We start from the raw sequence: 22,872 nt of genomic DNA on the forward strand, positions 1-22,872 counted from the left end.
ACAAACGATGCGTCACGGATTATGGAGAGATTGCATGTTAACCATTGATAGAATTAAAGATGCGGCAAACACCCTGGAGAATGTGGTGCTGCATACCGAGCTGATTCACAGTCCGGTGTTCAGCGAGGAGTCGGGAAATCAGGTTTATCTGAAACCGGAAAACCTGCAGCTGACCGGAGCATTCAAGTTACGCGGGGCCTATTTTAAAATGGCGAATCTGAACGATGCGGAAAAGGCGTGCGGTGTGATTTCTTCATCGGCCGGAAACCATGCGCAGGGCGTGGCTCTGGCGGCGCAGAAGCTGGGGGTGAAGGCGACGATTGTGATGCCGAAAAATACGCCGCTGATTAAAATCGAGGCGACGCGGCGATATGGAGCTTCGGTTGTTCTGGCGGGCGATTTTTATGACGAGGCGTATGCCGAAGCGCGGCGCCTGGAAAAAGAAAAAGGCCATGTTTTCATTCATCCGTTCGATGATGAAGAGGTGATGGCCGGTCAGGGGACAATCGGACTGGAAATTCTCCAGGATCTGGAACATGTGGATGCGATTCTGGTGCCGATCGGCGGTGGGGGACTGATTGCCGGAATTGCGACGGCGGTGAAGGCATTGCGGCCGGAGGTCAAGGTGATCGGCGTGGAACCGGAGGGGGCGTGTGCGATGAAGAAATCGCTCGAAGCCGGGCGCATTGTTCCCATGAAAAAAGTGGATACGATTGCCGATGGCGTGGCGGTGAAAAATCCGGGGGTGAAGACCTTTGAAATTATCCGGGATCTGGTGGACGACATTATTACGGTTCCGGACACCGGACTGATGGAATCGTTTCTCCTGCTGCTGGAACGCCATAAACTGGTGGCGGAAAATTCGGGGGTGCTGGCACTGGCGGCGCTGCATGAGCTGGGTTCCAAAGGCTGGAATGTGGTGCCGGTGGTGAGCGGCGGAAATATCGATGTGGTAACGATGTCGGCCATGATTGATAACGGTCTGGTGCGACGCGGCCGCATCTGTTGTTTTTCGGTTAATCTGCCCGATGAGCCGGGCCAGCTGCTGGCGGTTTCAAACATTCTTTCGGATGAAAATGCCAATATCATTAAGCTTGATCATAACCAGTTTAAGTCGCTCGACCGCCTGAAAGAGGTGCAGCTGGAAGTGACGGTGGAAACGAACGGCCATGCCCACGTCGGCTCCATTCTCGGTGCGCTCGAACAGCACGGTTATCAGGTCGACCGGATCTATTAGCCTTTTTGGTGAACGTGCCCAGCGGGGCGGTCTGCACTGGGCGCCAGCGCCCGCTGTAACGTGGGGGATGAGGAGAAACCCACGGTTTTTCAGGGTTCCGGCGATGGCACGGTGCATGCGGGTATGTCTTCAGGTAAAAACCAAGGAGGCAGACCATGACACCTAAATTATTCCTGGTGCTCGTACTGGGCAGTATAACCGCCGGTTGGATGCTGCAACCGGCTCTGGCCGGAAAAGGAAGAGGAAAAGGAAGAGGCGGACAGACTGTTGCCGTGATCGCGGAAGCGGAAATCGCGGATTTGCTCTTCATGCGCGAAGAGGAAAAACTGGCGCGCGATGTCTACATCTCGCTTTTTGCTGAGTGGGGGACCGGTGTGTTTGACCGTATCTCCGCTTCTGAGCAGAAGCACATGGATGCCGTGCTTGGGCTGATCAATAAATACGGACTCGCTGATCCTGCTCTGGATTTCGGCCATTTTGCCGATCCGGAGCTGCAGGAACTTTCTGAGTCGCTGGTGGTGGCCGGGTTGGGATCCGAGCTCGAAGCTCTTTATGTCGGTGCCTTGATCGAGGAAGTCGATATGGAGGATATTGTTGATGCAATGGGGCGTACGGACAAAACCGACATTCTGAATGTGTATGGCAACCTGCTGGCCGGTTCTGAAAACCATCTCCGGGCCTTTGTGCGGAATATCGAGGCCATCACCGGCGCAGCGTACGAAGCGCAGTGGATTTCCCAGACTGAGGTCGACGACATTCTGGGGCGTTGAGCACCCGGACCCGGGAGGAGGTTCCGGCCGCGGTTTGATTTTCTCCTTTCAGCGGCCGGATTTTTCTTTTTTTAAATCCGCATATATCTATACGGAATATCGCTTCTTTCGGCGGAGATTGGGCTATACGTTATGCACATGAGTAGAGATGAGCTTTCACTGAGCGGTCTGGGGGTGTTGGTGGTGGATGACGAGGGCATCCTGCGGCGCAGGATTTCCTCGTATCTGCGTAAACTGGGTGCTGATACCACGGAAGCGGAATCGCTTACGGTTGCCCGCGAACTGCTGACGGAAATGGAGTTCGACTTTATCATGCTCGATATTCATCTACCCGACGGGGTGGGGCTGGACCTGATGCGCAAGCGGGAAATTCCGGATTCAACCGGCGTGCTGGTGATGACCGCGCAGGGCGGGGTGGAAGGTGCAGTTGAAGCGATGCAGCTCGGGGCGCTGGACTATCTGGTGAAGCCGTTTGATCCCGAACTGCTTCCGCTGGTGATGGAGCGTGCACGGGGTACCCGCCAGCGGGAACGGGTGACCGAGCATGAGCGCGAGGCGGATGAGGGTGCAGGGTTCTTTTTCGGCGAGTCGCTGAATCCGCTGTATCAGCAGATGCAGAAAATTATCGCGGCAGACCTGCGGCTGGTCAACCATCTGCCGCCGATCCTCATTACAGGGGAAACCGGATCGGGGAAATCGAGCATTGCACGGTGGCTGCACCATCATGGTTCACGTTCCGACCAGCCGATGATTGAGGTCAACTGTTCCGCCCTGCCGGATACGCTGGCGGAGTCGGAGTTGTTCGGCTGCGAAAAGGGGGCGTATACCGATGCCCGGGCCACGCGGCAGGGCCTGTTTGAAGCGGCCCACGGCGGTACGCTGTTTCTGGATGAAATTCCAAGTTTATCGCCGGCGGTACAGGCCAAGGTGCTGACGGCGATTGAGGACCGGACGATCCGGCGCATTGGCGGCACAAAGGGGATTGATGTGGATGTGCGTGTGATTGCCGCAACGAACTGCGATCTGCGCGAGTCGGTGGAATCGGGCGAGTTTCGCGAGGACCTGCTGCACCGTCTGGATCTGTTCCGGCTCAACCTGCCTGCACTGCGGGAGCGGGGGGAGGATATCCTGAATCTGGCGGAGCAGATTCTGGAGCGTCTCTGTATTCGGCACCGCATTCCGCAACGTCAGATTGCGGAGGAGGGCAAGCGGCGGCTGCGGGCATACGGCTGGCCGGGTAATGTTCGTGAACTGGCCCATGAGCTGGAACGTGAACTGGTTTTTGAAGATGCGGCCGCGCTGGACTTTTCCCGGCTTCCACTGGTTGGAAACGGGGCCTCGGCACTGGACCCGATGGATTGGCTGAACCCGAATTATGATTTCGGCAAAGAGGAGTTTGTGCTGGAGGACGCCATCAACCGCCTGGTGCAGCTGGCGCTGAAGAAAACCAATGGGAACACCTCGGCTGCGGCTCGCATGCTGGGGGTGACGCGGGACTTTATCCGCTACCGCCTGCACGGAGACCGAAAGGAAAAGGTGTAATGGAAGGCCGTCTCGTATACGGGGCGGCCGGGATGATCGGCCTGCTTTCTGCTGTATCGATCCTCGCGGAACCTGCGGCCGTCGAATGGGACCTCGAGGGCGAAGCGGCTGTTTCGGCGGGATATAAAAACAATATGCTGCAGTCGAGCGTGACGGATGAAAGCAGCGCATTTATCCGCACGGCGGTGGATGCCAGCATGATGCGGTTTTCAGAGACGGGGTCGTATCTGCTGTTTTATCTTTTCGGCGAAGATACGCGCTATTCCGATGCGCCGTCCGTGAATTATGAGCAGATGATTTCGGCACTGTTCAATGGTGCGGTTCCGGCCGGAACGGATGACCGGCTGGGTGCGGAGGTGATGTATCTGTATCTGCATCAGATTTATGATGCTTCGGAAACTCAGGTGGACCGGCGGCGGCTGCTGGTGCTCGGGCATTCGCTTTCTGTGCGGCCTTATTGGGATCATGAATTCAGCGATACATGGAGCCATCGGTTTGAATTTTCGGTTTCCCGGCAGATCTATGAAGTGGCACTGGATGATTACCGCGAAACGGGGGGGCGCTTTCTGCTGACGCGCAAATACGGCCACCGTTCGGAACTGTCGGCCGGGTTCCGGTATATGCAGCGCGATTATGATACCCGCGAACAGTTTGATGGTGACGGACTGGCGCTTCCCGGAACGGATCTTCTGTATTTTCAGCACGAGTTGCAGGGAGAGTGGCGGCACTATTTTGATGCGGACCGGCACTGGCGCAGTCTGGCCAAATGGAGCGGGATGATGAATCGCGACAACGGTTCGGGCTACTTTGATTATGACCGCCTGCTGCTGCGGGAACAGCTGCGCTGGGATAACGAGCTGTGGCGGGTGAAAAGCAACGTTCGGTTCGGATGGTATTTCTATAAGGTTCAGCAGGTTTCCGGTGCGCGGCGTGAACGTTCATATGTTTCGGCGGATCTGCGTATCGAACGGCGGTTCGGGGAGCATATTTCCCTGTTTGCGGAAGCGGAGCATGCGTGGAATTTCAGTAATGACCCGTTGGATGAATACAACACATGGACCGCGCATACCGGTTTCATGGTTTCAATGTGAGCGGTGGGCATGAGGGATCAGATGACAGGCTGGGAAAAGTATAGTCCGAAGACCCGGCGGAATTTTGTGCTGGGGGTGGGGATTGCCCTGATCATTCTGCTGGCCACCATTTTATCGGGGCTGCTGATTATGCGCCGACTGGTGCGTGAACAGATTGTACAGCGGGATGGCGATGCGCTGTATGCAACGACCCTGATGGAGCAGCTCGATTTTTCCGAAATGGATGAAGATCCGCGCCCGGCGGAACAGATGAGCTTTGATGCTGCGGTACGTTCATCCCGGCTCCGCGGGGTGATGGGGATCCGGTTTTTTAATCCCGAGGGCGGATTCAGCGACACGTTTCCGGCCACGGTAATGCCGCATCCCCTCGGCGCGGATGCCTTGTCGGCCATCCGGCAGCTTGAACCGCACAGTCGGTTTGTTGCTTCGATGTCGATGGATGACATCTTTATTTATCTCCCGCAGTTTTCCAAGGGCCGGATCAGCCGCATTCCGGTTGTGCTGGTAACCGTTCCACTGCATGCGCGGGAAACCCGGGAGCTGAACGGAGCGGCCCAGTTTATTATTGAAGGGCACAGTATGGCGGATGAGTTTATGCGATTGGACCGCCGGCTTTGCCAGATCGGTTTGATTACTTTCGCGATCTCCGGATCTCTGTTGGTTGCCATGCTGTGGCCGGCGTTCAGCCGTTCGCAGAAGCTGACCCGGGAACTGGCTCAGCGCAGTGAGCGGCTGCAGCGGGCCAATGATGAGCTGGCGCTCGCGGCGCGCGTTTCCGCGGTTGGTGCCATATCCTCGCACCTGATGCACGGGTTGCGGAATCCGCTGGCGAGCCTGTCGGAGTTTATTGCCGGGCAGCATGCGGACGATCACGATATTGACCGCGATGATCTAGAGGATGCGCTGAGCGCATCGAGGCGTATGCAGACGCTGGTGGAACACACGGTGCAGGTGTTGAGTGATGCCAAGGGTGACCCGGCCTATGAACTGACCGTGCCGGAGCTTGGCGAGGACGTGCTCAGCCGGGTGAAAGGGGCCGCGGAGAAGCGGGATGTTGAGCTGGTGTTTTCGGCGGACGGCCGCTGCGCGCTCTCGGGGCGGGTGGCCAATCTGCTGGGGCTGATTCTGGTGAATCTGCTCGAAAATTCCATCGAAGCCTCCGGGCGGAACGGCACCGTGGCACTGAAGGTTTCGCGACTGGATGATTGGTTGCGGTTTCGCGTCGAGGATACCGGTAGCGGGATTCCCGGGGTTGTGCAGGAGCGCCTTTTCCTGCCGGGAAAATCTTCGCGCGAGGGCGGGAGCGGGATCGGGCTGGCCATCTCCAAACAGATTGCGGACTACCTCGATGCCCGGCTGGTGCTGGAGGATTCGACCGAGGCGGGGTCGGTGTTTCTGCTGGAACTCCCGATGACGGTCTGTATGGAAACCGATCTTTAACCGGGCGTATGCGCCCGGATTTCGTCCCCGGGGGTTGGGTGTGCCCACCCGGAATTCCTTATTCGCCGGCCGCGAATGGTTGAAAAACAAGGGGTTTTCGCCTTTCCGGCCGCTGGCACAGTGTCTGCAATAGGGTGAGGCAGGCATAGGGCCGTCGAGAGAATAAGGAGCAGGAAAATGAAAGCATGGATTACAACATTGGCCGTTCTGGCACTTGCAGGAAGCGTGGTTGCAGGCAATGGACCGGGCGATGGTACCGGCAGCGGGACTTCGTCTCAGGATAAACAGCAGGTGAAGGATCAGTTGAATACCTCCGACCCGAGTCTGGAAAAAGAGTGTAAGCTGGATGGGGTTCCGGATGAAGTGAAGGACTGCGTTCAGGACATGACTCAGGCCCGTCAGCAGTATCAGAACCAGCTGCAGACATGCAAAGAGGAAATGGCCAACTGCACGGATGAAGAACGTGAACAGCTTCGCGAGCAGCTCAAGGAACAGCTGAAAGACCGGGCGTGCGATCGTGAACAGCTTCGTGAGCGCCTGCGCGAAATGCGTGAATGCCTGCCGGATCATCAGGAACTGATGGAAGAAGCCCAGGAGCAGGCCAAAAAACGCCGCGGCGAATAGGGGTTTGAATAAATTTCAGCCTCCGGAAGGGTGGGTGCCCTGCCGGAGGCTGTCGGATTTAAAGAACGGACGGGGATCGGCATGAAGGGTGGAGTTGACAGTTTGAAGTTCCGGAGGGTTTTCCTTTTGGGTCTGGTCGGTCTGATGTTCCCTGCATTTTCGGCGGTACCCCGTGCCGAACGCTGGCGCTGGTCAAATCCGGCACCGCACGGAAACAATATTCTGGATATGACGGCGGAGGTGCAGGTCGGGGACGGCGGTGCCATTCATGTGCTGCAGCCCGATGGCCGATGGGCGCCGGTGAATACCGGGCGGGATGAGTACCTGCGCAGTACCGCCGTGCTGGACGGACGCATCCTTGTGACCGGCGAAAGCGGTCTGATTCTCTGGTCGGATGACGGTTCGGATTTTCAGACCTCGGAACTCTCCCCGGACGATTCGGCGGACTGGTTCGAGGGCGTTTGTGCTTCCGGCACACGGGCTGTCGCGGTCGGCGATTACGGTGCCGTTTATACCAGTCTTGACGGCATGCAGTGGACGGCATCGGATTCCGGAACCGATGAATGGCTGCGCGGGGTGGCTTTCGGCGGCAATGCTTTTGTGGCGGTGGGTGAAAACGGCACGGTTCTTAAATCGAATACGGCGGCCGGAACCTGGAACAGTCAGACCGGCGGAACTGCGGAGCATCTGAACCGGGTGCGCTATCTCGAGGATTCATCCGGCGGCACTTTTTACGCGGTCGGGAACAGCGGGGTGCTGCTGCAGAGCCCCGACGGAGCTGTCTGGACGGCACTGGACAGCGGAACCACCAACGACCTGTACGACATTGCCCTGAATAACTCCGGACTGCTGGTGGTGGGCGATCAGGAAGTACTGCTGAGTTCGAACGGCGGATCCAGCTGGGTTGACCAGACCGCACTCTCCACGAACGGGGCCCCGGACTGGACCTATCTTTCAGCGTACGGCAAAGGCAATGCCTGGCGGGCGGGCGGTCGCACGGGCCTGCTGGTGGAGGGCGGCGTTTCGCAGGGCGAGACCTCCACGGCCTGGACCCTTTCTCCTTCAAGTTCCTCCCATGCCTGGATCTGGGATATGACGGTGTGCCGCGGCCTGCGCGTCGCAGTCGGCGACCTGGCAAACATACAAACCAGCCTCGACGGGATTCTATGGACCAGCGAAGCTGTGCCGCTTCCGGCAACGAATACGGTCCTGCTGGGGGTGGGAGGAACATCCAATCTGCTGGTGGCGGTCGGGAATGAGGGAAACCTGCTCGTCAGCGAAGCGGGCCCGATTGAGGTTGCCGTCACCAATGATGCGGGAACGGTAACGAACATGGCGGTTGAAGGGTTCGGCGTGGTCTGGAGCAATCTGCCGGCGTTCACCGCGGAATCCCTCCAGGGTGTCGATGCCGCTGAGGGGCTGTTTCTGGTTTGCGGCGGCAGTGGGGAACTCTATTCGAGCGCAGACGGTACGAACTGGACCTTGCGTGCAACACCGGTCAGCTCCTTTCTTTCCGGGATCGCCATCGGTCCGGCCTCGTGCGTGGCGGTGGGTGCCGGCGGTACTCTGCTCAAGGGATCCGCCGACGGCACGGTCTGGACGGCGGTATCCAGCGGAACGTCGGATTGGATCTACCGCGTCCGATGGCTGGAAGACCGGTTTGTTGCGCTCGGGGAAAACGGCCTGATCATGACCAGCCCCGACGGGCAGGACTGGACGTCCCGATCTTCGGGAACTTCTAAATGGCTGACGGATGTCACGTATCTGAACGGCCGGTGGTATGTCAGCGGGTATCAGGGCACCTTGCTCACGAGTACCGATCCGGCCGCATGGAGTCCGGTATATGTGCCGACCGGCAAGTCTCTTTTTGCGGCGCAGGCCTATGGCGGACAGCTGATTCTTGCCGGGGTTGAGGGGGTTATTCTGCGCAACCAGGTTGAGGCTGAAACAACGCCGGTTGAAATTCTGGATTACAGCTACTCCGCGACGGCAGATACGAACGGGGTGCAAAGTGTTTACGAAGTGGTGCTGTTCGGCGGCCAACCCGATCAGCTTTTCACATTTAACTCCTGCACCAACCTGGCCGATGCCGGCTGGACCAATCTGAACGGTACCCTCGAACTGTATGACGCTTCCGGTACGCTCTATGCCATTCGCTCCCGCGATGCCTCCAACGCTCCGCCGGTTGAATTCTACACCACCGAACTCATCCCCTGAGACACTTTCAGCCGGGCCGAATTTACTGATCAGGTGCGGAGATCATCGTTCTTATAGTATTCGACTTTACCGGCTTCGGCAAATGCCGCGACTTTGTTTGCAAGAGCCAGACGCTGTTCTTCGGAAAGGCGGGAAAAGTTCCGGACCATGGAAGCCTTCTCTTCGACCAGCTGCGGGTTTTCCGCTCCGGTAATCAGCACACTGACAGGAAGCGAGAGGGCAAAGTGAATGCACTCTTCGATGGATAGCACATCGGGAACAACCGGTTCATTGAGGGTCCACGTTGTTTTTCCGTTCATCATTTTGCGGCCGAAAAAGCGGCCGTCGGCCAGTGTCTTCATCGCGAGTATACCAAAATTATTTTTCTGAAGAGCCGGCAGGGTGTGTTCAATAAAGCTGTGATGTGACGCGGCATCCACCGGGTTGATCGGAAACTGACAGGTGGCGCAGTTTTCCAGAACCTCCCTGTGCTGGGTCATCCGGATATGGGCATAGGGTGATGCGTGTCCGGTAAATCCGATATGGCGGATTTTACCTTCTTCTTTCGCTTTGATTGCGACTTCAAGAACACCGGCCTGAAGTCGTGCATCGGCGTCTGCCGGGTCATCCAGAGAATGAAGTTGCCAGAGATCAATATGGTCGGTTTTGAGGCGGCGCAGCGAACCTTCGAGATGTTCGCGGGCCGTTTGGGCATCTCGTGCACCGGTTTTGGTCATCAGGAATATGTGGTCGCGATAACGTGGGATTAAATATTTGCCATACCGTTCTTCGCTGCGCCCTTTGCCGTAACTTTCAGCGGTGTCAAAAAAACGGATGCCGACCTCAAGCGCTTTTTCAATGGTCGCCTGGGCGACCGATTCATCGTCCGGCCAGCCGATGTGGTATCCGCCGAGTCCGAGACAGGTGACCGGTCCTCCGGTTTTCCCCAGCCTGCGGGTTGGCAGCACGGTGCCAGCGGGGTCGGGGTGCGAGGTTCCGGTCATGGCTGCCGGGGGAGCCAGCACCGTTCCGGCAACGGCCATCTGCTGAAGCAATTCACGTCTTTTCATGTTTATCTTTTACAGCGTCCAGTAAACCGAGGCATAGAAGAATCTTCCAGGCATTGGAACTTTTTCACCGGCGGCCAGGTCGCCGGCGGGAAGGACGGTTTCGCGGCTGAGGTGTTCGGTATAGTCCTGATCGAACAGGTTTTCAATACCGGCTTCGAGGTTGCAGCCGCCGGGCAATTGTATACCGCCGCGCAGATCAACCACCTGATATCCGGGGGTTTCGGTTTCGGGATAACGCGAATCGATCCGGTCCTGTTTTGCGGCCATGCGCAGCATGGCTTCCGCCCAGGGATGGACCGATTTATCCCATTCCCAGCGCACGCCCAAATGGCCGTTGAGCGGCGGGATCAGCGGAAGGTTTTTGTGTTCCGAAACATCGCGACCGCGGACATAGGCGGCGGAAAACGGAATGCTCCAATGATCGGAAAGCAGAATGGTTCCGTCGATTTCGCCCCCGGCAAGGACGGCATCGGTATTTACAAAACCGCGGATGAGATCCGGGGTCAGATCGCCGTTGACGTCTTCCGAAGCGATACCGGTTTCGAGAATATAGTCCCGGACACAGGAGGTGAAAAGCTGTGCGCTGAGTTCAACGTGTTCGTTGAAAAAATACCCGCCGATATTGAATTCAAATTTGGTTTCGGGATCGAGGTCGGGATTGCCGATGAGGTAGCCGCCGGGCGCCGGCGCAAACGAATAGTAGCGCTCGGTAACGCTGGCGGCACGCTGCACCGCACCGGCTCCGAGGAACCACTGAAGATGGTCCGTCTGCGGTATTTCCCACAGGGCGTTTCCGGAAACCAGAAATTCGGTCCGGTCTGTATCCCGGGCATCTTCCCCGTAAAAATAGGCGTAGGCATCATTGACGGTTCCGAAGGCTGCGAGCGGGGGATCGAGCGGTTCGCTGCCTTTGCCGATGGCACTGTCAACGCCGTCAAAACGAAGGCCCAGCCGCAGCCGCTGGTCATTTGAAAATACGGCAGTACGTTCGGCAAAGAGACCGAGCTGTCCCTGTGCAGCATCCGGCCAGATGGGATCGTAGAAGGTTGTTCCGGGGGCGACCATATAACGTTCGCGCAGGGCATCGCGGGTTAAATAGTGTCCGTCTGTGCCGATGATCCAGTCCGTATCCGGGCTGAAGTTCCATTCGGTGGCGATTCGTCCGCCGAAAGTCTGCGATTCAGTAACCGCTTTCGCTTCCATTATACCGCGATTCGGTTTCCGGCTGTTGTCCATGGTGTGATCAATGTCGGAAAATCCGGCCTGCCATTCCAGAGCCTGGAAGCTATCGCGGTTGGCCTGATGGCGGGAACCGAAGGTTATTGTATTTGAATCCACATCGGTGGCATCCATTGGAAGTGCCGGGTAGTCGAGGTGGCTGATATGGTGTCCGCTCCAGTTGAACCAGTATCCGTTGTCTGCATCGGGTGTCCAGCGCAGGGTTGCACCGGCACCGTAGGAGCGGTTTTCGCCGGGAACGGTTTGGCCGGATCCGGATTCATAGTCGCCGAAATCAATGGTGTTGGCCGAGATTCCGGCTTCAACGGTTCCGTCACCGACCTTTCCGCCGGCGCGGGCGGAGAAGCCGTCGCGTCCGCCGTTATAGGTGGCCGAAGCATGAGCCGATGCCCCGTTGAGGGCCGGCTGTGCCGGGTCGGTTACGGTACGCGCCATGATGCGTCCGCCGGTTCCGCCGGGACCGTAGGTTACGGAGGGCATTCCTTTGACGATGATGAGATTTTCAATGGCTTCCGGTGTGAGATAAACGGTGGGCGGATCCATGCGCGCGGGGCAGCTTCCATAGATCGGAAGAAAATCAAGCTGCGTGGTCACCCGCTCCCAGCCGAGTCCGCGGATGGAAGGTTCCGGCGCATCAACCGATGCGCATGACACTGAAATTCCGGGAATCGTTTTTGCGGTATGACCGGCATCAAGATTCCGGGCATCATCCAGCAGTTCCGCCTGAGTCAGATCATAAGCCGTCGGACGGATCGACTGCCCGTGAACCACGATGGTTTCCAGCGGATGGTATGGCAGGGAATTGGTGAGGTCTCCCCATACAGGGAGGCACAGGTAAACGGCCAGAGGCAGGGCATATGCTGTTTTCATTTAAATATATTACAAATGATTACGGGTATAATCAATTTATATATTTGAAACCGTGAAACACATTGGTTTTTAAACGGTATTTGATACGTTGTTCATTTATTCGTCTTGAAGGGGCGGTCTGAGAAAATGAGTAGATATTCAGTCATAATTTTATGGGCTCTGATTACCGGAGTGAATGCCGAAGAGGTGCCGTTGCACAAACAGGTGGAGACTCATCTGGCTGAGGCCAACCGCCTGCGCAGTGTAAAGGATGCCGAGTATCAGGCCTGGCAGGAGAACAGGGCGAAAATGGAAACGCTGCTGGCCGGCCTTGAATCGGTGGCCAGACAAACCGAAGCCGCGGCTGAAGCCGATCGCCAACAGGCGGCTCAGTATAAAGCGGCTTCGGCTGAACTTCGGCGTAATCAGGAAACGGGGGCCATGGTGCAGCAGGCGTGCATGGATCTGATGAGCGACATTCATAAAACGCTGGATGAAATTGCCGCAGCGTCTATTCCCGGTACCGTGCCTGCCAGAGAGAAAGCCTATGGTGAATTGAAGGAACAGTGGCAGCAGACCATGTCGCGCTGGAAAGCCGTCGAAGATGCCATGCAGCGGATTGAAGTCCGGGTTACCGTTGGGCTGCTCAATAACGAGGCGGTGAAAGTGAAAGCTCTTTTGGTGGGGACTTCGCTGGGCTGGTGGCTGGATCAGAATACCGGCCGTGCCGGATTTCTTGTTCCGCCGACTCATGAGGGTGAAGCGGTTGAGCTTATTGAATTTCCAATGTCCGGAACTGCACAGGCGGAACTGCGTAAAGCCTTTCAGATTATCGAAGGCCGGCGCGCCCCGCACTGGATTTATCTTCCGTTTCAGGGGGTGGAAAAGTGAAACGGGAAATTGGCAATTGGAAACCTGAAGCGGGAAGCGGGAAGGGCCTTGTATTCTTCGCGGCTTCGTGGTTAGCCCTGCATGCGGTGGCACAGGATGCCTCCGGTTTATTGGATAAGGCGAAGGAAAAGGAATCGGCGGCTTCTGAAGAACTGGCTGCGTTGCGGCGGGATATTCAGGAGGAGCATGCGGCATTGCAGGAAAAGATCCGGAAGGCTTATGCGGCGCTGGAAGCGGCAAAGACGGCGGCGTCGGAAGCCGAACTGGAGCGTGTGCGGGCGGAAGAGGAATTCAAGGAACTGAAACTGCGCAATTCGCTGGCGTCGGTGAAGGATCAGCAGCTGCTGCGGGAACTGTTGATTGCGGCCCGAGTGCCGGTGATGCCGGATCAGTCGTGGAGTGAAATACATCGTGCGTTGAAGCAGGGGATTCAGGATGAACTGGATGCAATGCGGGAACGGGCGGCACTGCATCGGCACGAGGTGGAACTGCTGGATCATGCGGGTAAAGCCGCGACCGTTCCGGTGCTGGAGATCGGAGCGGTTCAGACGGTGGCGCTGGGCGCGGGCCCGCTGCAGCGGGGGCTGGTTGAACGTACTCCGGACGGCCGTGCTTATCTGGTCGGTATTGCCCCGGAAAACGTGGGCAGCGGCATGATCCCGATCGATGTCAGCGGGCGGCTGGCTTCAGCTCCGCCGCAGAAAAGTTTTCTGCAGCACTATCTGTCGGCCGGCGGCATTTTCCTTTATCCGATCATTGCGGTGGGCCTGTTCGGTTTTGTGCTGGTGGGCGAGCGGCTGGTGAATACTTTCCGGCACCGCAGTCCGCCGGAGCTGCTGGATGCCGTAATCGGTGCAGCCAGAAGCAGCGATTGGAAAAAGGTGCACGAACTGGTTGAAAGACAGGCCACGCCGCTGCAGCGGGTTTTACATGAAGGGATTCAGGCCCGCGGCATGGCGAGCGATAAAATGGAAGCCTGTATTGAAAATGCGATTCTTGAAGAAGTGCCGCGGCTGGAGCGCTCGATGACCATGATTGCCGCGTGTGCCGCCATTGCGCCGCTGCTGGGGCTGCTGGGTACGGTGACCGGCATGATTCAGACGTTTAAATCGCTGGGGCTCGATGCCGGCGGCGATGCGCTTTCGCAGGGTATTTCGGAAGCACTGATTACGACGCAGGTCGGGCTGGTGGTTGCGGTTCCTTTGCTGCTGCTGCATGCTTCATTCAATCGGTTGATTGACCGCCGGGTGATCCGGCTGGAACAGGCGGGTCATGCCATGATGGCCGTAATTGCTGAGCAGAGCGGGGGGGAGAACCAGTGATGGGAACGGTGCTTTCCTGGTTTAAAGCCGGCGGTCCCTGGCTCTATATCATCGGTGCCCTGGGTCTGCTTCTGTTTGTTCTGCTGTTTGAACGAGGGTGCGAGGCACTGTCTCCCTATTGGAAAAGCAGTCGACGGAAACAGGCCTGGAACGATCAGCTGAACACCGTTTACCGGGATTGGAAGCGCGGGGATGCTCTGGAGGATCTGCTGACCCGCGAAAAGAAAAGGCTGACGGCCGGAACGACGTTTATTGCCGGTCTCGTGCAGGTGCTGATTATGCTCGGCCTGCTCGGCACCGTCAGTGGTCTGATGAGCGCCTATCAGGCGCAGACCGGTGGAATGGAAGGGGGGATTGATAAGGCGCTGCTGACTACGCAGTATGCGTTGGTGCTCGCCATTCCCGGTATGTTTTTCCATCGCCTGTGGAGCCGTCGTTCCGACCTGCTCTATGATCGCGGCCGTCAGTTGGTGAATGAATTTCTGCTGGAGACGGAATCATGAGACGCCGGGTCCGTTCCCGAAACAAGGACGTCGCCTCCATCGATATGGGCCCCATGATCGATATGGTGTTTCTGCTGCTGATTTTCACTTTGGTGACGGCGCGCATGACCGAAGAATCGGTGGTGGAGCTGGATCCGCCGGCAAGCACGCAGGCGAAGCGTGTTCAGGATCATGCGGTACATGTCGCGGTGGATCGCCGCGGTGATATTTATGTCGGGAGCGAGCTGGTTGGTCATTTTGCCCAGGCGGCCATTGCGCAGCAATTGGCGAAGAAGGGGACCGACCATGTGGTTCTTCATGCAGACGGCCGGACGAGTACGGCCGATCTGATGCACGCAATGGATGTCAGCCGGGAGGCGGGGGCCACGCATGTCGACCTTGCAGCTGCAACTGAATAGGGAAACCTCCTGGATACGCTGGCCGATTGCGGTGGTATTCAGTCTGGCGATGAACCTGCTGCTGCTCGGTTCGATTATTCAGCAGACGAAACCGGAGGCGGTCAGTGAACCGGTTTATACGGCATCCGTTTTTGAAGAGCCGCCTCCGCCGGAACCGCAGCCTCAAACACAGGTTTCGGCCGGAGCCTCTTCCAGTGCCTGGAAACCGGTTCTGCCTTCCGCGGCGGATGTGCCCGCCCGGCCGCCGGTTTCTGATATTCCTTTTGATATGCATGCGCCGCTGGAGGTCGATCTTTCCGCACTTCCAGTGCCCGGACATTTTTCTCCAGACCTTGGAAACTATGTGATTGCGGCTGAGACGGGGGGGCGCGTAAACCTTGACCGGGAGGCCAGCATGCTGAACCGGTCGGTCTTTGACCGGTTTTACCCCAGTGCCGCGCGCGTCCGGCGCATCAGGGGGGTATCGGTCATTGAATTCGATATTTCTGAAAGCGGAAAGGTGACGGGAGCGCGGCTTATTTCTTCGGAGCCGCGCGGAATTTTTGATAAAGCCGCCCTCAAAGGGGCAGGCTATGCCCGGTTTCAGCCGGCCGTGGCCGATGGGAAACCGGTGGCGGTAACGAAACGTATACGGCTGGAATGGGTTCCGCCGGGAGCACGATGATGAAACCAAACCTATTGTATTTAATCCTGATGTTAGCTGTTCCAACCTTTGGAAATATCCCGACGATTTCTCCGGAGCTTGGGGAAATGCTGGAAAAGGTGCAGGTTGCACTGGATGAAGAACAGTGGGACGAAGCGGTTGCGGCGCTGAACACGTTCGCGGGCGAAAAGAATGCGGTTTGGTATAACGCGCTGGGTCAGGTGTATATGGCGCAGGATAAATGGCCGGAAGCGGAAGTGGCGCTGCGCGAGGCATACAAACGTAATGCAGATCAATCGTTCGGTCTGGCGCTGGCGGTCTGTCTGATGGAGCGGAATAAAAATGGCGAGGCCTTACAGCTGTTCGGAAAACATATTGATTTTTCCAACTGCGATCAAGGGGCGCTGGAATCGTACCTGAGTCTCGCATCGCAGAGCGGGGATACGCGTCTGGTGCAGGAGATTACGCGTTGGGGCCTGATCCGTTTTCCCGATTCCCGCTATATCCGTGAAATGGATATCCGGCTGGCTGTCGAAGCTGAAGATGATGTGGCGCTGTTGCGTGCCACAGAGGCTATGCTGATTAAAGAACCGTTGGAAATACGGTGGTGGCAGAGCCGTGCGGCGGGATCAAAAGACCGGAGCGATTTACAGCTGGCACGGCTGGAAGCGGCGGTGCTGGCCGATCCGGAAAATATGGAAATGCGGCGGATGCATCTGTCGGCCCAGCTGGCCGCCGGACATTATGGCGAAGCGTTGGCTCAGGCCGGTGTGCTGATGCAGCATGCGCCGGATCAGAGCGTTGCACTCTACTGTGTGCAGGCCGCAGTGATGGCCGAGGACTTTGAGACGGCGTTCCAATGGTTGAAAAAAACCGACGCATCGGACGATGCCGATTATTGGCGGGTCGTGGCGGTGGTGGCGCTTGAAAACCATGATTTTGAAAAAGCGGATGAGGCCCTGTCGGCCATGTTGCATTTTCCGGAGCCGAATCCTTCGCTTTGGCGCTGGGCCGCAAGGGCGGCTGTGGATGCTGAATCTCCGCTGGCTGAGAAGTGGCTGATGCAGGGGCTGACACTGGATCCGGAATATAAAACCGCCATGGCTCTCGATTATGCCCGCTGGCTGATCCGTGAGGCGCGTATGGACGAGGCCGCCCATACCCTTCAGGTCTATCTGGGCCGGCATTCCGCTGATCCGACCGCGTTGGCGCTGTTGAAATTAACGCAGGACTGATGGGAGGGTGAGGCGCTGTCCGAACCACATGTACGTTCGGCAGGCCTGCTGTGCGGCGGTTGGCTCGGACAGAGCCTCGCCCTCCAGATACTGAAAAACCCCGCTCGAAGGCGGGGTTTCGCATATTCAGTCTTTGGATAAAGACTAGCCTGCAGAGATGGCTTCCATCGGGCAGGTGGATTCGCAGGCGCCGCAATCGGTGCAGGTATCCGCATCGATTACATATTTGCCTTCCCCTTCGCTGATGGCTTCCACCGGGCAACCTGCTTCGCAGGCACCACAGCTGGTGCACTCGTCCGAAATAACATAGGCCATGATAAGCTCCTTGGTTAAAGTTAACGCCGCAGAAGGTAGCATGGGCTTGACGGGATGCACGTTAAAACAGCGGTTTCGCGAAATTTGAACAGCGTATCAAAATTAGGCATGCTGAAAAAATCAATGAGAAATAGGCCATCGTACCGGGTTTCAGTGCATGCACGTCCCGGCTCAAGATCAACCCGGCACTCCATTCAGGAGTGCCGCTGCAGGCTGCGGATGGCGGCGATGTATTCCGAAACGGACGGGTTGGGTTGAAGGCGGTAGGCTTTTTCCAACGTCTGAATGGCGTCGTCGAACCGACCCTGTTCGGCGAAGACCTGTCCGAGCATCAGCAGGGCTTCAATTTCGGTGGTTTTTCCCCGCGCCGCCTGTTCCAGAATCAGGGTCGATTTTTCCCATTGGCCGGTCTGTCGGTAAGCCTTGCCCAGCATCAGCAGGGCTTCGAAATCCAGGGGATTTTTTGAAACCACGTGTTCCAATGTCCGGATGCCGGCGGGTATTTCTCCGGATTGAATCTGGATGAAGGCTTTGGCCCGTTTTACTTCCGGACCTGTGACAGGCATTGCGGGGATCAGCGTTTCGGCCTGTTTCCACTGTCTGGCCGCGATGAGGCGGTTAAGGGCCTCCATGGCCGCCGCCGGTTCAACATCGGCAATGGATTCGAGGTAACAATCCAGCGCCGGGTTCGGCAGGTCGATGCTAAGATAAAGGTGCCCGAGTACCAGCCGTTCATCGGGATTCAGTTTATCCATGCCGCGAACAATTTCGCGGTTGGCAATAGCCTGCTCGATTTTTCCGTCGGCCAGAAAAGCATCCGCCTGTGCAAGCCATAGCTGTTCATTTTCCGGCTGCCGGGCGATCAGTTCGCCGAAGTGTTTTGCGGCGGCGGAATATGCTTCCAAGGCCAGCAGCGTATTGGCTTCGCCGAGTTTCCACTGCCATTCATCGGGCATCAGCAGCTGTGCCTGCCGATAGGCCTGCAGCGCGGAGGCATACTGCCCGGCATCGCTGTGTACATAGGCCAGCAGTCCATAGGTCAGACCGTCAGCGGCGCGCAGTTCAATGGCGCGGACCAGCGGTTCCATTGCTTCACGGGTACGGCCTTCCTGCACGAGCGCCAGGGCCAGATTACGATAGGCATCGCGAAAAGAGGGATAAAGCGAAACGGCTTTTTCAAAGTGCGGGACGGCTTCGGCCGTGCGGTTTTCTTCCGTCAGCAGATTGGCCAGGGTAAACTGCAATGCGGGACTATCTGAAAGTCGGATGTTTTCTTTTAATTTAAGAATGGCCCCGTTGCGGTCTTCCTCCTGCATCTTTCCGGCTACGGCATCAAGGATCTGTTTTTCCTCCGGAGAAATACGCGGTTCAACAGCGGCATCGATGCCGTAACTTGCGGTGAATTGTTTGCGGAATGTTTCGGATTTCCAAAGGCTGGAAACCGGAATCGGCACCTGCGGTAAAGCATTTAATGCGGATGAGAGTACAAGGAGGAAGAGCAAAGGTTTCATGATTATCTCGAAAGGTTAACGGTCCAGGTGAAACGGGTGGTGACGGGGCGGCCGTCTTTTACGGGCGGGGTAAAGCGGGCGCGTTGCGCGTATTGCCGCGCCATTTTTTCAAGTTCCGGGTAATCGCAGACGACAAACTGCTCGACCTTCGGCCGTCCGTCCGGACCCAGCTCAATAATCAGTTTAACGGTGCTGTTGAGAACGCCCTGCCGCGCGAGTGAAGCGGGATAGGGCACGCGGGGTTTATTGAGCGGAACCGGGTGGCGGTCGAGTTCGTTTAATGCATACATCCGCGGTTCATGTCCAAGATCAATGGCGGGAGCTGCGACCGGCTGCGGTGTGGACTGCAGTTCAAATTCGGTTTCGAAGAGCGGCGGCCTGATGACGGGTTTAAGCCGGGCCTTCAGCGGCGGGGCGGTGTACGCCGGGTTAACGTCAAGCTGCGGCAGATCAGGCCATTCCGGTTCGGGCGGAGTCTGTGCGGGAGGAGGGGGCGCCGGGGGAGGAGGGGCGATGGGCTCCAGCGTTTCCAATGTCCGGATGGTCTGTTTCGGAATCCGGTGATTTTCCTTCCAGCGCATCCAGCTGAGAAACAGCAGCATCAACGCGGTCAGCGCCAGTGCGCCGAGGCTGTGCATGCCGATCCCGGCCAAATGGTCGAACGGTCCGGATTTCCGATGTCTGGAAAAGGTATACTGCGGCATGGTTATTCGGAGAGGGTGGAGACAAAAACCTGTTCTGCGCCGGCACTGCGCGCTTCGTCGAGCACGGCAATGGTCCGGTCGGTGGGGGTGCGGCGGTCGGCCTGAATGATGACGGGCATGAGTTCCTGCCGCAGCAGGCGGCCCACGACCGCGCGGACCCCGCCGATGCCGATTTCACGACCGTTGTAATGAACCGCACCCTGCGGATCGATCCCGATCAGGATGCTGTTCCGTTCAATATCCTGCTGGGTGGCGGCGCGCGGTTTTTCAATTTCCAGGCCGGTTTCATCAACGAATACCGTGGTGACGATGAAGAAGATCAGCAGGATAAAGACAATATCGATGAGCGGAGAAATATTAATTTCGCCGTCATGGTGAAACATCCGTTTTTTATAACGTGGAAATCCCCGGCCCATCGTCATCCCCGCTGTTGTTTGACGGCGGCTTCCAACCGCAGAAAGCCGGATTTGAGCTGTTCATAGCGAAAGCGCATGATCGAGCAGATGAAGAGAGAGGCCACGCCGATGACAAGCCCGGCCTGCGTGGTGATGAGGGCTTCGGAAACGCCGGCGGACACGGCGTCGACCGACACCGCATGTGCAGAGCCCATGCCGCTGAAGGTGGTGAGCATACCGGAAACCGTGCCGAGCAGTCCGATGAGCGGAGCGGTGCCGATGAGAACAAAGGCGAACGGAAACCGGCGCTCCAGATTGGCGAACAGCTGATGATCGAGTTCGTGAAAATGTTCATCGGGTTTATCCGGATCAAGCGCATTGGCCAGCTGATGAATCATTCGAGGCGGGATGTCGCGGCGTGAAAGCATGTATTGCCATTGGTGCTGCGGAAGAACGGGGGCGCCCGGCAGCAGCAGGGCGTGGGAGATGGAGATCAGGGCATAGGCAATGGCGAAGGCCAGTGCGACCAGGGCATAAAATGCAAAGCCGCCCTGGCTCGAAAGAGCCGTGAGTTCCTGAAGCAGTTCGCGGATCATGGACGCTCCTTTTTCTGCAGGCCGTTGACAAAGGCCAGACTGGTCAGTTCCATCGAGGTGCGGATGCCCTGTACGCGGCGCGAAAGCAGCGCATGCATGATCAGTGCGGGAATGGCGACCACGAGGCCCATTTCCGTAGTGATCAGGGCTTCCGAAATTCCGGAGGCCAGCGATTTGGCATCGCCGGTACCGAAGACATTAATGAGCCGGAACGTATAGATCATGCCGGTAACGGTGCCGAGCAGTCCGAGCAGCGGCGCGGTGGCGGACGTGATGGCAATAAAGGATAATCCGCGCTGGAGACCGGGTTCGGCTTCCAGAAATTTTTCATACATCCCTTCTTCAATATCGCTCGGTCTGCGGTTGCTCAGTTCAATGCCGCGCTGCAGCAGGGCCTTTGAAGGATGTTTAACTTTTTCGAGTGCCGTCTCGGCTTTGAGCCGATCCTCTGCTTTCAGGGCTTCCAGCACATTACGGATCACATCGGGACTGAGTTCGCGTATGCAGGCGAGCTGTCCCCATTTTCCAAGAGCGGCTATCGTGGAAATCAGGGCCAGCGCCAGAATGGGGTAGACCCAGAATCCGCCTTTCTGAATATGGCCGATCCAGCTGTCGGAGGTTTTATCCAGCGCAATGGCGGAGCCTTCGGTGGGATCGAACCGGGGCCGGGCGGTTTGGCCGTTTAACAGTTTTTTCAGTTCCTCGAGATGGTCGGTTCCCGGGACCAGTTCCGGAAGCAGGTTGCGGTTTTCAACGGTGAGTCCGCCGTTTTTCCGGTCGCTGGAAATAAACCAGGTAATCGGTCCGGCCTGCAGAAAGCGGCCTTCGTGTGCCCGGCCTTCGGCGTCGAGTGCTTCACCGTCGAAGGTGAAAATGCTGCAGGTTTCGTCAAAGTGACGGATCGCCTGTTCGATCAGATCCAGGCGGGCGGTCAGGTTCCGGTCGGCTTCGAGCAGGGCAGTTCGCCGGGTTTCGGCGACGGCCGAAGGAAGTTGGGTTTCGAACTGTTTGCGGTAATCGAACAGGAGGTTGTCGATATAACTGAATTCATTATCCAGCTCGGAAATCCGCTGCGTGAGGGTGTTGAGTTTCTGCTGAAATTCGCTGCGGTCGAGTTCGATGAATTCCACCTCGCGCCGTTTAACAGACAGGTCGGAGGCGATCCGGGCGGTCTCTTCGGCGAGGGTCGGTTTTTGCGCGGCGATGGTTTTCCGCAGTTCGGACAATCTGTTGAGTTCAGCTTGCAGTTCCGGATCGGCGGGCGCAGCCGCGAACACGGTGAGAGCTGTGGAAAAGAGGGGAATGAATAGGTTCATTATCTGCCCTCCGGGTGAAGCGTCAGTGCGGTGAATGCAGGCGGATCCTGTTTTGACGCGATGGCTATGGCGGACCGGACCTGCCCGGCTAAGGAGGGATCTTCGGTCCATTTCCAAGCGTTGGAAGTGGGGATGCCGTAGCCGGCGCGGGTCCCGGTGCGGTTGACATACCAGGCCCGGGCGAGCCCGAGATAGAGGATGTCCACTTCGCTTCTGCCGTCTTCCGTTTCGCGGATTTCGGTGTCGAGGGTGAGGGTTGCGTTGAAGTCACCGATTTCGGTCAGGATAACGGTGAGGTCGCGGTAGCGGTCCTGCAGCGGCCGGTCGGGCTGTCCGAGCAGCGCAATTTCGGTGCTGAGTTTTTCGGAGAGGGGAGCCGGCAGTTTTCGGACAAGGGGAAGCAGCTTTTTTTCGAAAGCATCGATACGCTGAGCCAGCTGCCTGCGGCGTTCCGAAAATTCTTCCGCTTCCGCCTGTTTGTTTTCGAGCAGTTTACGGTTTTCGGTGCGCAGGGTTTTGGAGCGGGCGAGTAGTTGGTCGAGCTGTTCGATCTCTTTAAGCCGGATGGCATTCAGGTTGGTGAGCTGTTGTTTTTCGGCTTCCCAGTCTGCGGCTTCCGCGCTGATGGTTTTTTGAATTTCGATGCGTTCGAGCCATTTTTCCTGCACCGTTTCCGGAGTGTTCTGTCCGGCAGTCTGGAGGACGGGAGAGAGCAAAATGACGGCTGAGATGAAGGGTAGGCTTTTTCTGTTCATGAACTGATGAAGCGTCATATGGAGCGGAAAACCGCGCATTTTTATTTTGCTCATACGTTTCGCCGCGAAACCGTAAGAACTGTTTATCAAATGAGTTATGAAGCTTCGGGCTCATCCCGACCGCTGATTTTCCATCCTTTTTCATGGAGTGGAAAACCGGGAGGAATATTGCGAGGTCACGGGGCTAAATCAATTGAAAATTGAGCTTATTTAGATCTAGTCTCAGAATT

22 protein-coding genes are annotated in these 22,872 nt (G+C 57.3%); 13 read left to right on the forward strand and 9 right to left on the reverse strand.

Annotated elements, in window-relative coordinates:
- Positions 1-34: 34 nt before the first annotated feature.
- The 7 genes from ilvA to P9H32_RS05800 all read left to right on the forward strand — a co-directional run bounded on the left by ilvA (position 35) and on the right by P9H32_RS05800 (position 8,921).
- Positions 35-1,237 carry a threonine ammonia-lyase gene (gene ilvA / locus P9H32_RS05770; RefSeq protein WP_322607932.1) on the forward strand — a complete coding sequence of 401 codons (1,203 nt, stop codon included), beginning with the start codon at positions 35-37 and terminating at the stop codon, positions 1,235-1,237.
- A gap of 155 nt (positions 1,238-1,392) precedes the next feature.
- On the forward strand, positions 1,393-2,007 hold the full coding sequence (locus P9H32_RS05775; protein WP_322607933.1) for a DUF2202 domain-containing protein: 615 nt from the start codon (positions 1,393-1,395) through the stop codon (positions 2,005-2,007).
- 132 nt (positions 2,008-2,139) lie between these two features.
- Positions 2,140-3,549, forward strand: a complete 1,410-nt coding sequence (locus P9H32_RS05780; RefSeq protein ID WP_322607934.1) for a sigma-54-dependent transcriptional regulator — start codon at positions 2,140-2,142, stop codon at positions 3,547-3,549.
- Positions 3,549-4,640 (forward strand): hypothetical protein, encoded by a 1,092-nt coding sequence (locus P9H32_RS05785; RefSeq protein ID WP_322607935.1) that lies wholly within the window; start codon positions 3,549-3,551, stop codon positions 4,638-4,640. Before P9H32_RS05780 ends, P9H32_RS05785 begins: the two co-directional genes overlap by 1 nt.
- Positions 4,641-4,661: 21 nt before the next feature.
- Entirely contained in the window at positions 4,662-6,080 is a 1,419-nt protein-coding gene (locus P9H32_RS05790) for a sensor histidine kinase (RefSeq protein ID WP_322607936.1), read from the forward strand.
- 177 nt (positions 6,081-6,257) lie between these two features.
- A complete protein-coding gene (locus P9H32_RS05795) occupies positions 6,258-6,704 on the forward strand; it encodes a hypothetical protein (protein WP_322607937.1) in 447 nt (148 codons plus the stop codon).
- An 81-nt stretch (positions 6,705-6,785) separates the two neighbouring features.
- Positions 6,786-8,921 carry a hypothetical protein gene (locus P9H32_RS05800; protein ID WP_322607938.1) on the forward strand — a complete coding sequence of 712 codons (2,136 nt, stop codon included), beginning with the start codon at positions 6,786-6,788 and terminating at the stop codon, positions 8,919-8,921.
- A gap of 29 nt (positions 8,922-8,950) precedes the next feature.
- Here P9H32_RS05800 and P9H32_RS05805 read toward each other — a convergent pair whose 3' ends face one another.
- On the reverse strand, positions 8,951-9,970 hold the full coding sequence (locus tag P9H32_RS05805) for an aldo/keto reductase (RefSeq protein WP_322607939.1): 1,020 nt from the start codon (positions 9,968-9,970) through the stop codon (positions 8,951-8,953).
- A gap of 9 nt (positions 9,971-9,979) precedes the next feature.
- Positions 9,980-12,079, reverse strand: a complete 2,100-nt coding sequence (locus tag P9H32_RS05810) for a TonB-dependent receptor domain-containing protein (RefSeq protein ID WP_322607940.1) — start codon at positions 12,077-12,079, stop codon at positions 9,980-9,982.
- 126 nt (positions 12,080-12,205) lie between these two features.
- On the opposite strand from P9H32_RS05810, the gene P9H32_RS05815 reads away from it, so the two are divergent.
- From P9H32_RS05815 to P9H32_RS05840, 6 genes are read left to right on the forward strand one after another with little or no spacing between them, the layout of a single operon-like run.
- Complete coding sequence (locus P9H32_RS05815) at positions 12,206-12,949, forward strand: DUF3450 family protein (protein ID WP_322607941.1); 744 nt, start codon at positions 12,206-12,208, stop codon at positions 12,947-12,949.
- Positions 12,946-14,271 carry a MotA/TolQ/ExbB proton channel family protein gene (locus tag P9H32_RS05820; RefSeq protein WP_322607942.1) on the forward strand — a complete coding sequence of 442 codons (1,326 nt, stop codon included), beginning with the start codon at positions 12,946-12,948 and terminating at the stop codon, positions 14,269-14,271. The genes P9H32_RS05815 and P9H32_RS05820 overlap by 4 nt, the downstream gene beginning before the upstream one ends.
- The gene (locus P9H32_RS05825; RefSeq protein ID WP_322607943.1) at positions 14,271-14,774 is read left to right on the forward strand and encodes a MotA/TolQ/ExbB proton channel family protein; all 504 of its coding nucleotides are present in this window, start codon (positions 14,271-14,273) and stop codon (positions 14,772-14,774) included. Before P9H32_RS05820 ends, P9H32_RS05825 begins: the two co-directional genes overlap by 1 nt.
- On the forward strand, positions 14,771-15,172 hold the full coding sequence (locus P9H32_RS05830; protein WP_322607944.1) for an ExbD/TolR family protein: 402 nt from the start codon (positions 14,771-14,773) through the stop codon (positions 15,170-15,172). The genes P9H32_RS05825 and P9H32_RS05830 overlap by 4 nt, the downstream gene beginning before the upstream one ends.
- A complete protein-coding gene (locus tag P9H32_RS05835; protein WP_322607945.1) occupies positions 15,144-15,836 on the forward strand; it encodes an energy transducer TonB in 693 nt (230 codons plus the stop codon). Before P9H32_RS05830 ends, P9H32_RS05835 begins: the two co-directional genes overlap by 29 nt.
- Positions 15,833-17,050 carry a tetratricopeptide repeat protein gene (locus tag P9H32_RS05840; protein WP_322607946.1) on the forward strand — a complete coding sequence of 406 codons (1,218 nt, stop codon included), beginning with the start codon at positions 15,833-15,835 and terminating at the stop codon, positions 17,048-17,050. Before P9H32_RS05835 ends, P9H32_RS05840 begins: the two co-directional genes overlap by 4 nt.
- A 144-nt stretch (positions 17,051-17,194) precedes the next feature.
- On the opposite strand, the gene fdxA is transcribed toward P9H32_RS05840, so the two are convergent.
- The 7 genes from fdxA to P9H32_RS05875 all read right to left on the reverse strand — a co-directional run bounded on the left by fdxA (position 17,195) and on the right by P9H32_RS05875 (position 22,696).
- Positions 17,195-17,365: a 4Fe-4S ferredoxin gene (fdxA, locus tag P9H32_RS05845; protein WP_322607947.1), complete on the reverse strand. Its 171-nt coding sequence runs from the start codon at positions 17,363-17,365 to the stop codon at positions 17,195-17,197.
- Positions 17,366-17,559: 194 nt separating this feature from the next.
- Entirely contained in the window at positions 17,560-18,876 is a 1,317-nt protein-coding gene (locus P9H32_RS05850) for a tetratricopeptide repeat protein (protein WP_322607948.1), read from the reverse strand.
- A 2-nt stretch (positions 18,877-18,878) separates the two neighbouring features.
- Positions 18,879-19,580 (reverse strand): energy transducer TonB, encoded by a 702-nt coding sequence (locus P9H32_RS05855; protein WP_322607949.1) that lies wholly within the window; start codon positions 19,578-19,580, stop codon positions 18,879-18,881.
- 2 nt (positions 19,581-19,582) lie between these two features.
- A complete protein-coding gene (locus tag P9H32_RS05860) occupies positions 19,583-19,996 on the reverse strand; it encodes an ExbD/TolR family protein (protein ID WP_322607950.1) in 414 nt (137 codons plus the stop codon).
- Between the two features lie 2 nt (positions 19,997-19,998).
- Positions 19,999-20,571, reverse strand: a complete 573-nt coding sequence (locus P9H32_RS05865) for a MotA/TolQ/ExbB proton channel family protein (protein WP_322607951.1) — start codon at positions 20,569-20,571, stop codon at positions 19,999-20,001.
- On the reverse strand, positions 20,568-21,887 hold the full coding sequence (locus P9H32_RS05870; RefSeq protein ID WP_322607952.1) for a MotA/TolQ/ExbB proton channel family protein: 1,320 nt from the start codon (positions 21,885-21,887) through the stop codon (positions 20,568-20,570). The genes P9H32_RS05865 and P9H32_RS05870 overlap by 4 nt, the downstream gene beginning before the upstream one ends.
- A complete protein-coding gene (locus tag P9H32_RS05875) occupies positions 21,887-22,696 on the reverse strand; it encodes a DUF3450 family protein (RefSeq protein ID WP_322607953.1) in 810 nt (269 codons plus the stop codon). Before P9H32_RS05875 ends, P9H32_RS05870 begins: the two co-directional genes overlap by 1 nt.
- Positions 22,697-22,872: the final 176 nt, after the last annotated feature.

This window comes from Pontiella agarivorans, assembly GCF_034531395.1.
Classification (GTDB): Bacteria; Verrucomicrobiota; Kiritimatiellia; order Kiritimatiellales; family Pontiellaceae; genus Pontiella; species Pontiella agarivorans.

Excerpts from the sequence above, each read along its gene's own strand:
- ilvA (WP_322607932.1), top strand. The coding sequence starts at position 35 with ATGTTAACCATTGATAGAATTAAAGATGCGGCAAACACCCTGGAGAAT.
- P9H32_RS05775 (WP_322607933.1), top strand. The coding sequence starts at position 1,393 with ATGACACCTAAATTATTCCTGGTGCTCGTACTGGGCAGTATAACCGCC.
- P9H32_RS05780 (WP_322607934.1), top strand. The coding sequence starts at position 2,140 with ATGCACATGAGTAGAGATGAGCTTTCACTGAGCGGTCTGGGGGTGTTG.
- P9H32_RS05785 (WP_322607935.1), top strand. The coding sequence starts at position 3,549 with ATGGAAGGCCGTCTCGTATACGGGGCGGCCGGGATGATCGGCCTGCTT.
- P9H32_RS05790 (WP_322607936.1), top strand. The coding sequence starts at position 4,662 with ATGACAGGCTGGGAAAAGTATAGTCCGAAGACCCGGCGGAATTTTGTG.
- P9H32_RS05795 (WP_322607937.1), top strand. The coding sequence starts at position 6,258 with ATGAAAGCATGGATTACAACATTGGCCGTTCTGGCACTTGCAGGAAGC.
- P9H32_RS05800 (WP_322607938.1), top strand. The coding sequence starts at position 6,786 with ATGAAGGGTGGAGTTGACAGTTTGAAGTTCCGGAGGGTTTTCCTTTTG.
- P9H32_RS05805 (WP_322607939.1), bottom strand. The coding sequence starts at position 9,970 with ATGAAAAGACGTGAATTGCTTCAGCAGATGGCCGTTGCCGGAACGGTG.
- P9H32_RS05810 (WP_322607940.1), bottom strand. The coding sequence starts at position 12,079 with ATGAAAACAGCATATGCCCTGCCTCTGGCCGTTTACCTGTGCCTCCCT.
- P9H32_RS05815 (WP_322607941.1), top strand. The coding sequence starts at position 12,206 with ATGAGTAGATATTCAGTCATAATTTTATGGGCTCTGATTACCGGAGTG.
- P9H32_RS05825 (WP_322607943.1), top strand. The coding sequence starts at position 14,271 with ATGGGAACGGTGCTTTCCTGGTTTAAAGCCGGCGGTCCCTGGCTCTAT.
- P9H32_RS05830 (WP_322607944.1), top strand. The coding sequence starts at position 14,771 with ATGAGACGCCGGGTCCGTTCCCGAAACAAGGACGTCGCCTCCATCGAT.
- P9H32_RS05835 (WP_322607945.1), top strand. The coding sequence starts at position 15,144 with ATGTCGACCTTGCAGCTGCAACTGAATAGGGAAACCTCCTGGATACGC.
- P9H32_RS05840 (WP_322607946.1), top strand. The coding sequence starts at position 15,833 with ATGATGAAACCAAACCTATTGTATTTAATCCTGATGTTAGCTGTTCCA.
- fdxA (WP_322607947.1), bottom strand. The coding sequence starts at position 17,365 with ATGGCCTATGTTATTTCGGACGAGTGCACCAGCTGTGGTGCCTGCGAA.
- P9H32_RS05850 (WP_322607948.1), bottom strand. The coding sequence starts at position 18,876 with ATGAAACCTTTGCTCTTCCTCCTTGTACTCTCATCCGCATTAAATGCT.
- P9H32_RS05855 (WP_322607949.1), bottom strand. The coding sequence starts at position 19,580 with ATGCCGCAGTATACCTTTTCCAGACATCGGAAATCCGGACCGTTCGAC.
- P9H32_RS05860 (WP_322607950.1), bottom strand. The coding sequence starts at position 19,996 with ATGGGCCGGGGATTTCCACGTTATAAAAAACGGATGTTTCACCATGAC.
- P9H32_RS05865 (WP_322607951.1), bottom strand. The coding sequence starts at position 20,571 with ATGATCCGCGAACTGCTTCAGGAACTCACGGCTCTTTCGAGCCAGGGC.
- P9H32_RS05870 (WP_322607952.1), bottom strand. The coding sequence starts at position 21,887 with ATGAACCTATTCATTCCCCTCTTTTCCACAGCTCTCACCGTGTTCGCG.
- P9H32_RS05875 (WP_322607953.1), bottom strand. The coding sequence starts at position 22,696 with ATGAGCAAAATAAAAATGCGCGGTTTTCCGCTCCATATGACGCTTCAT.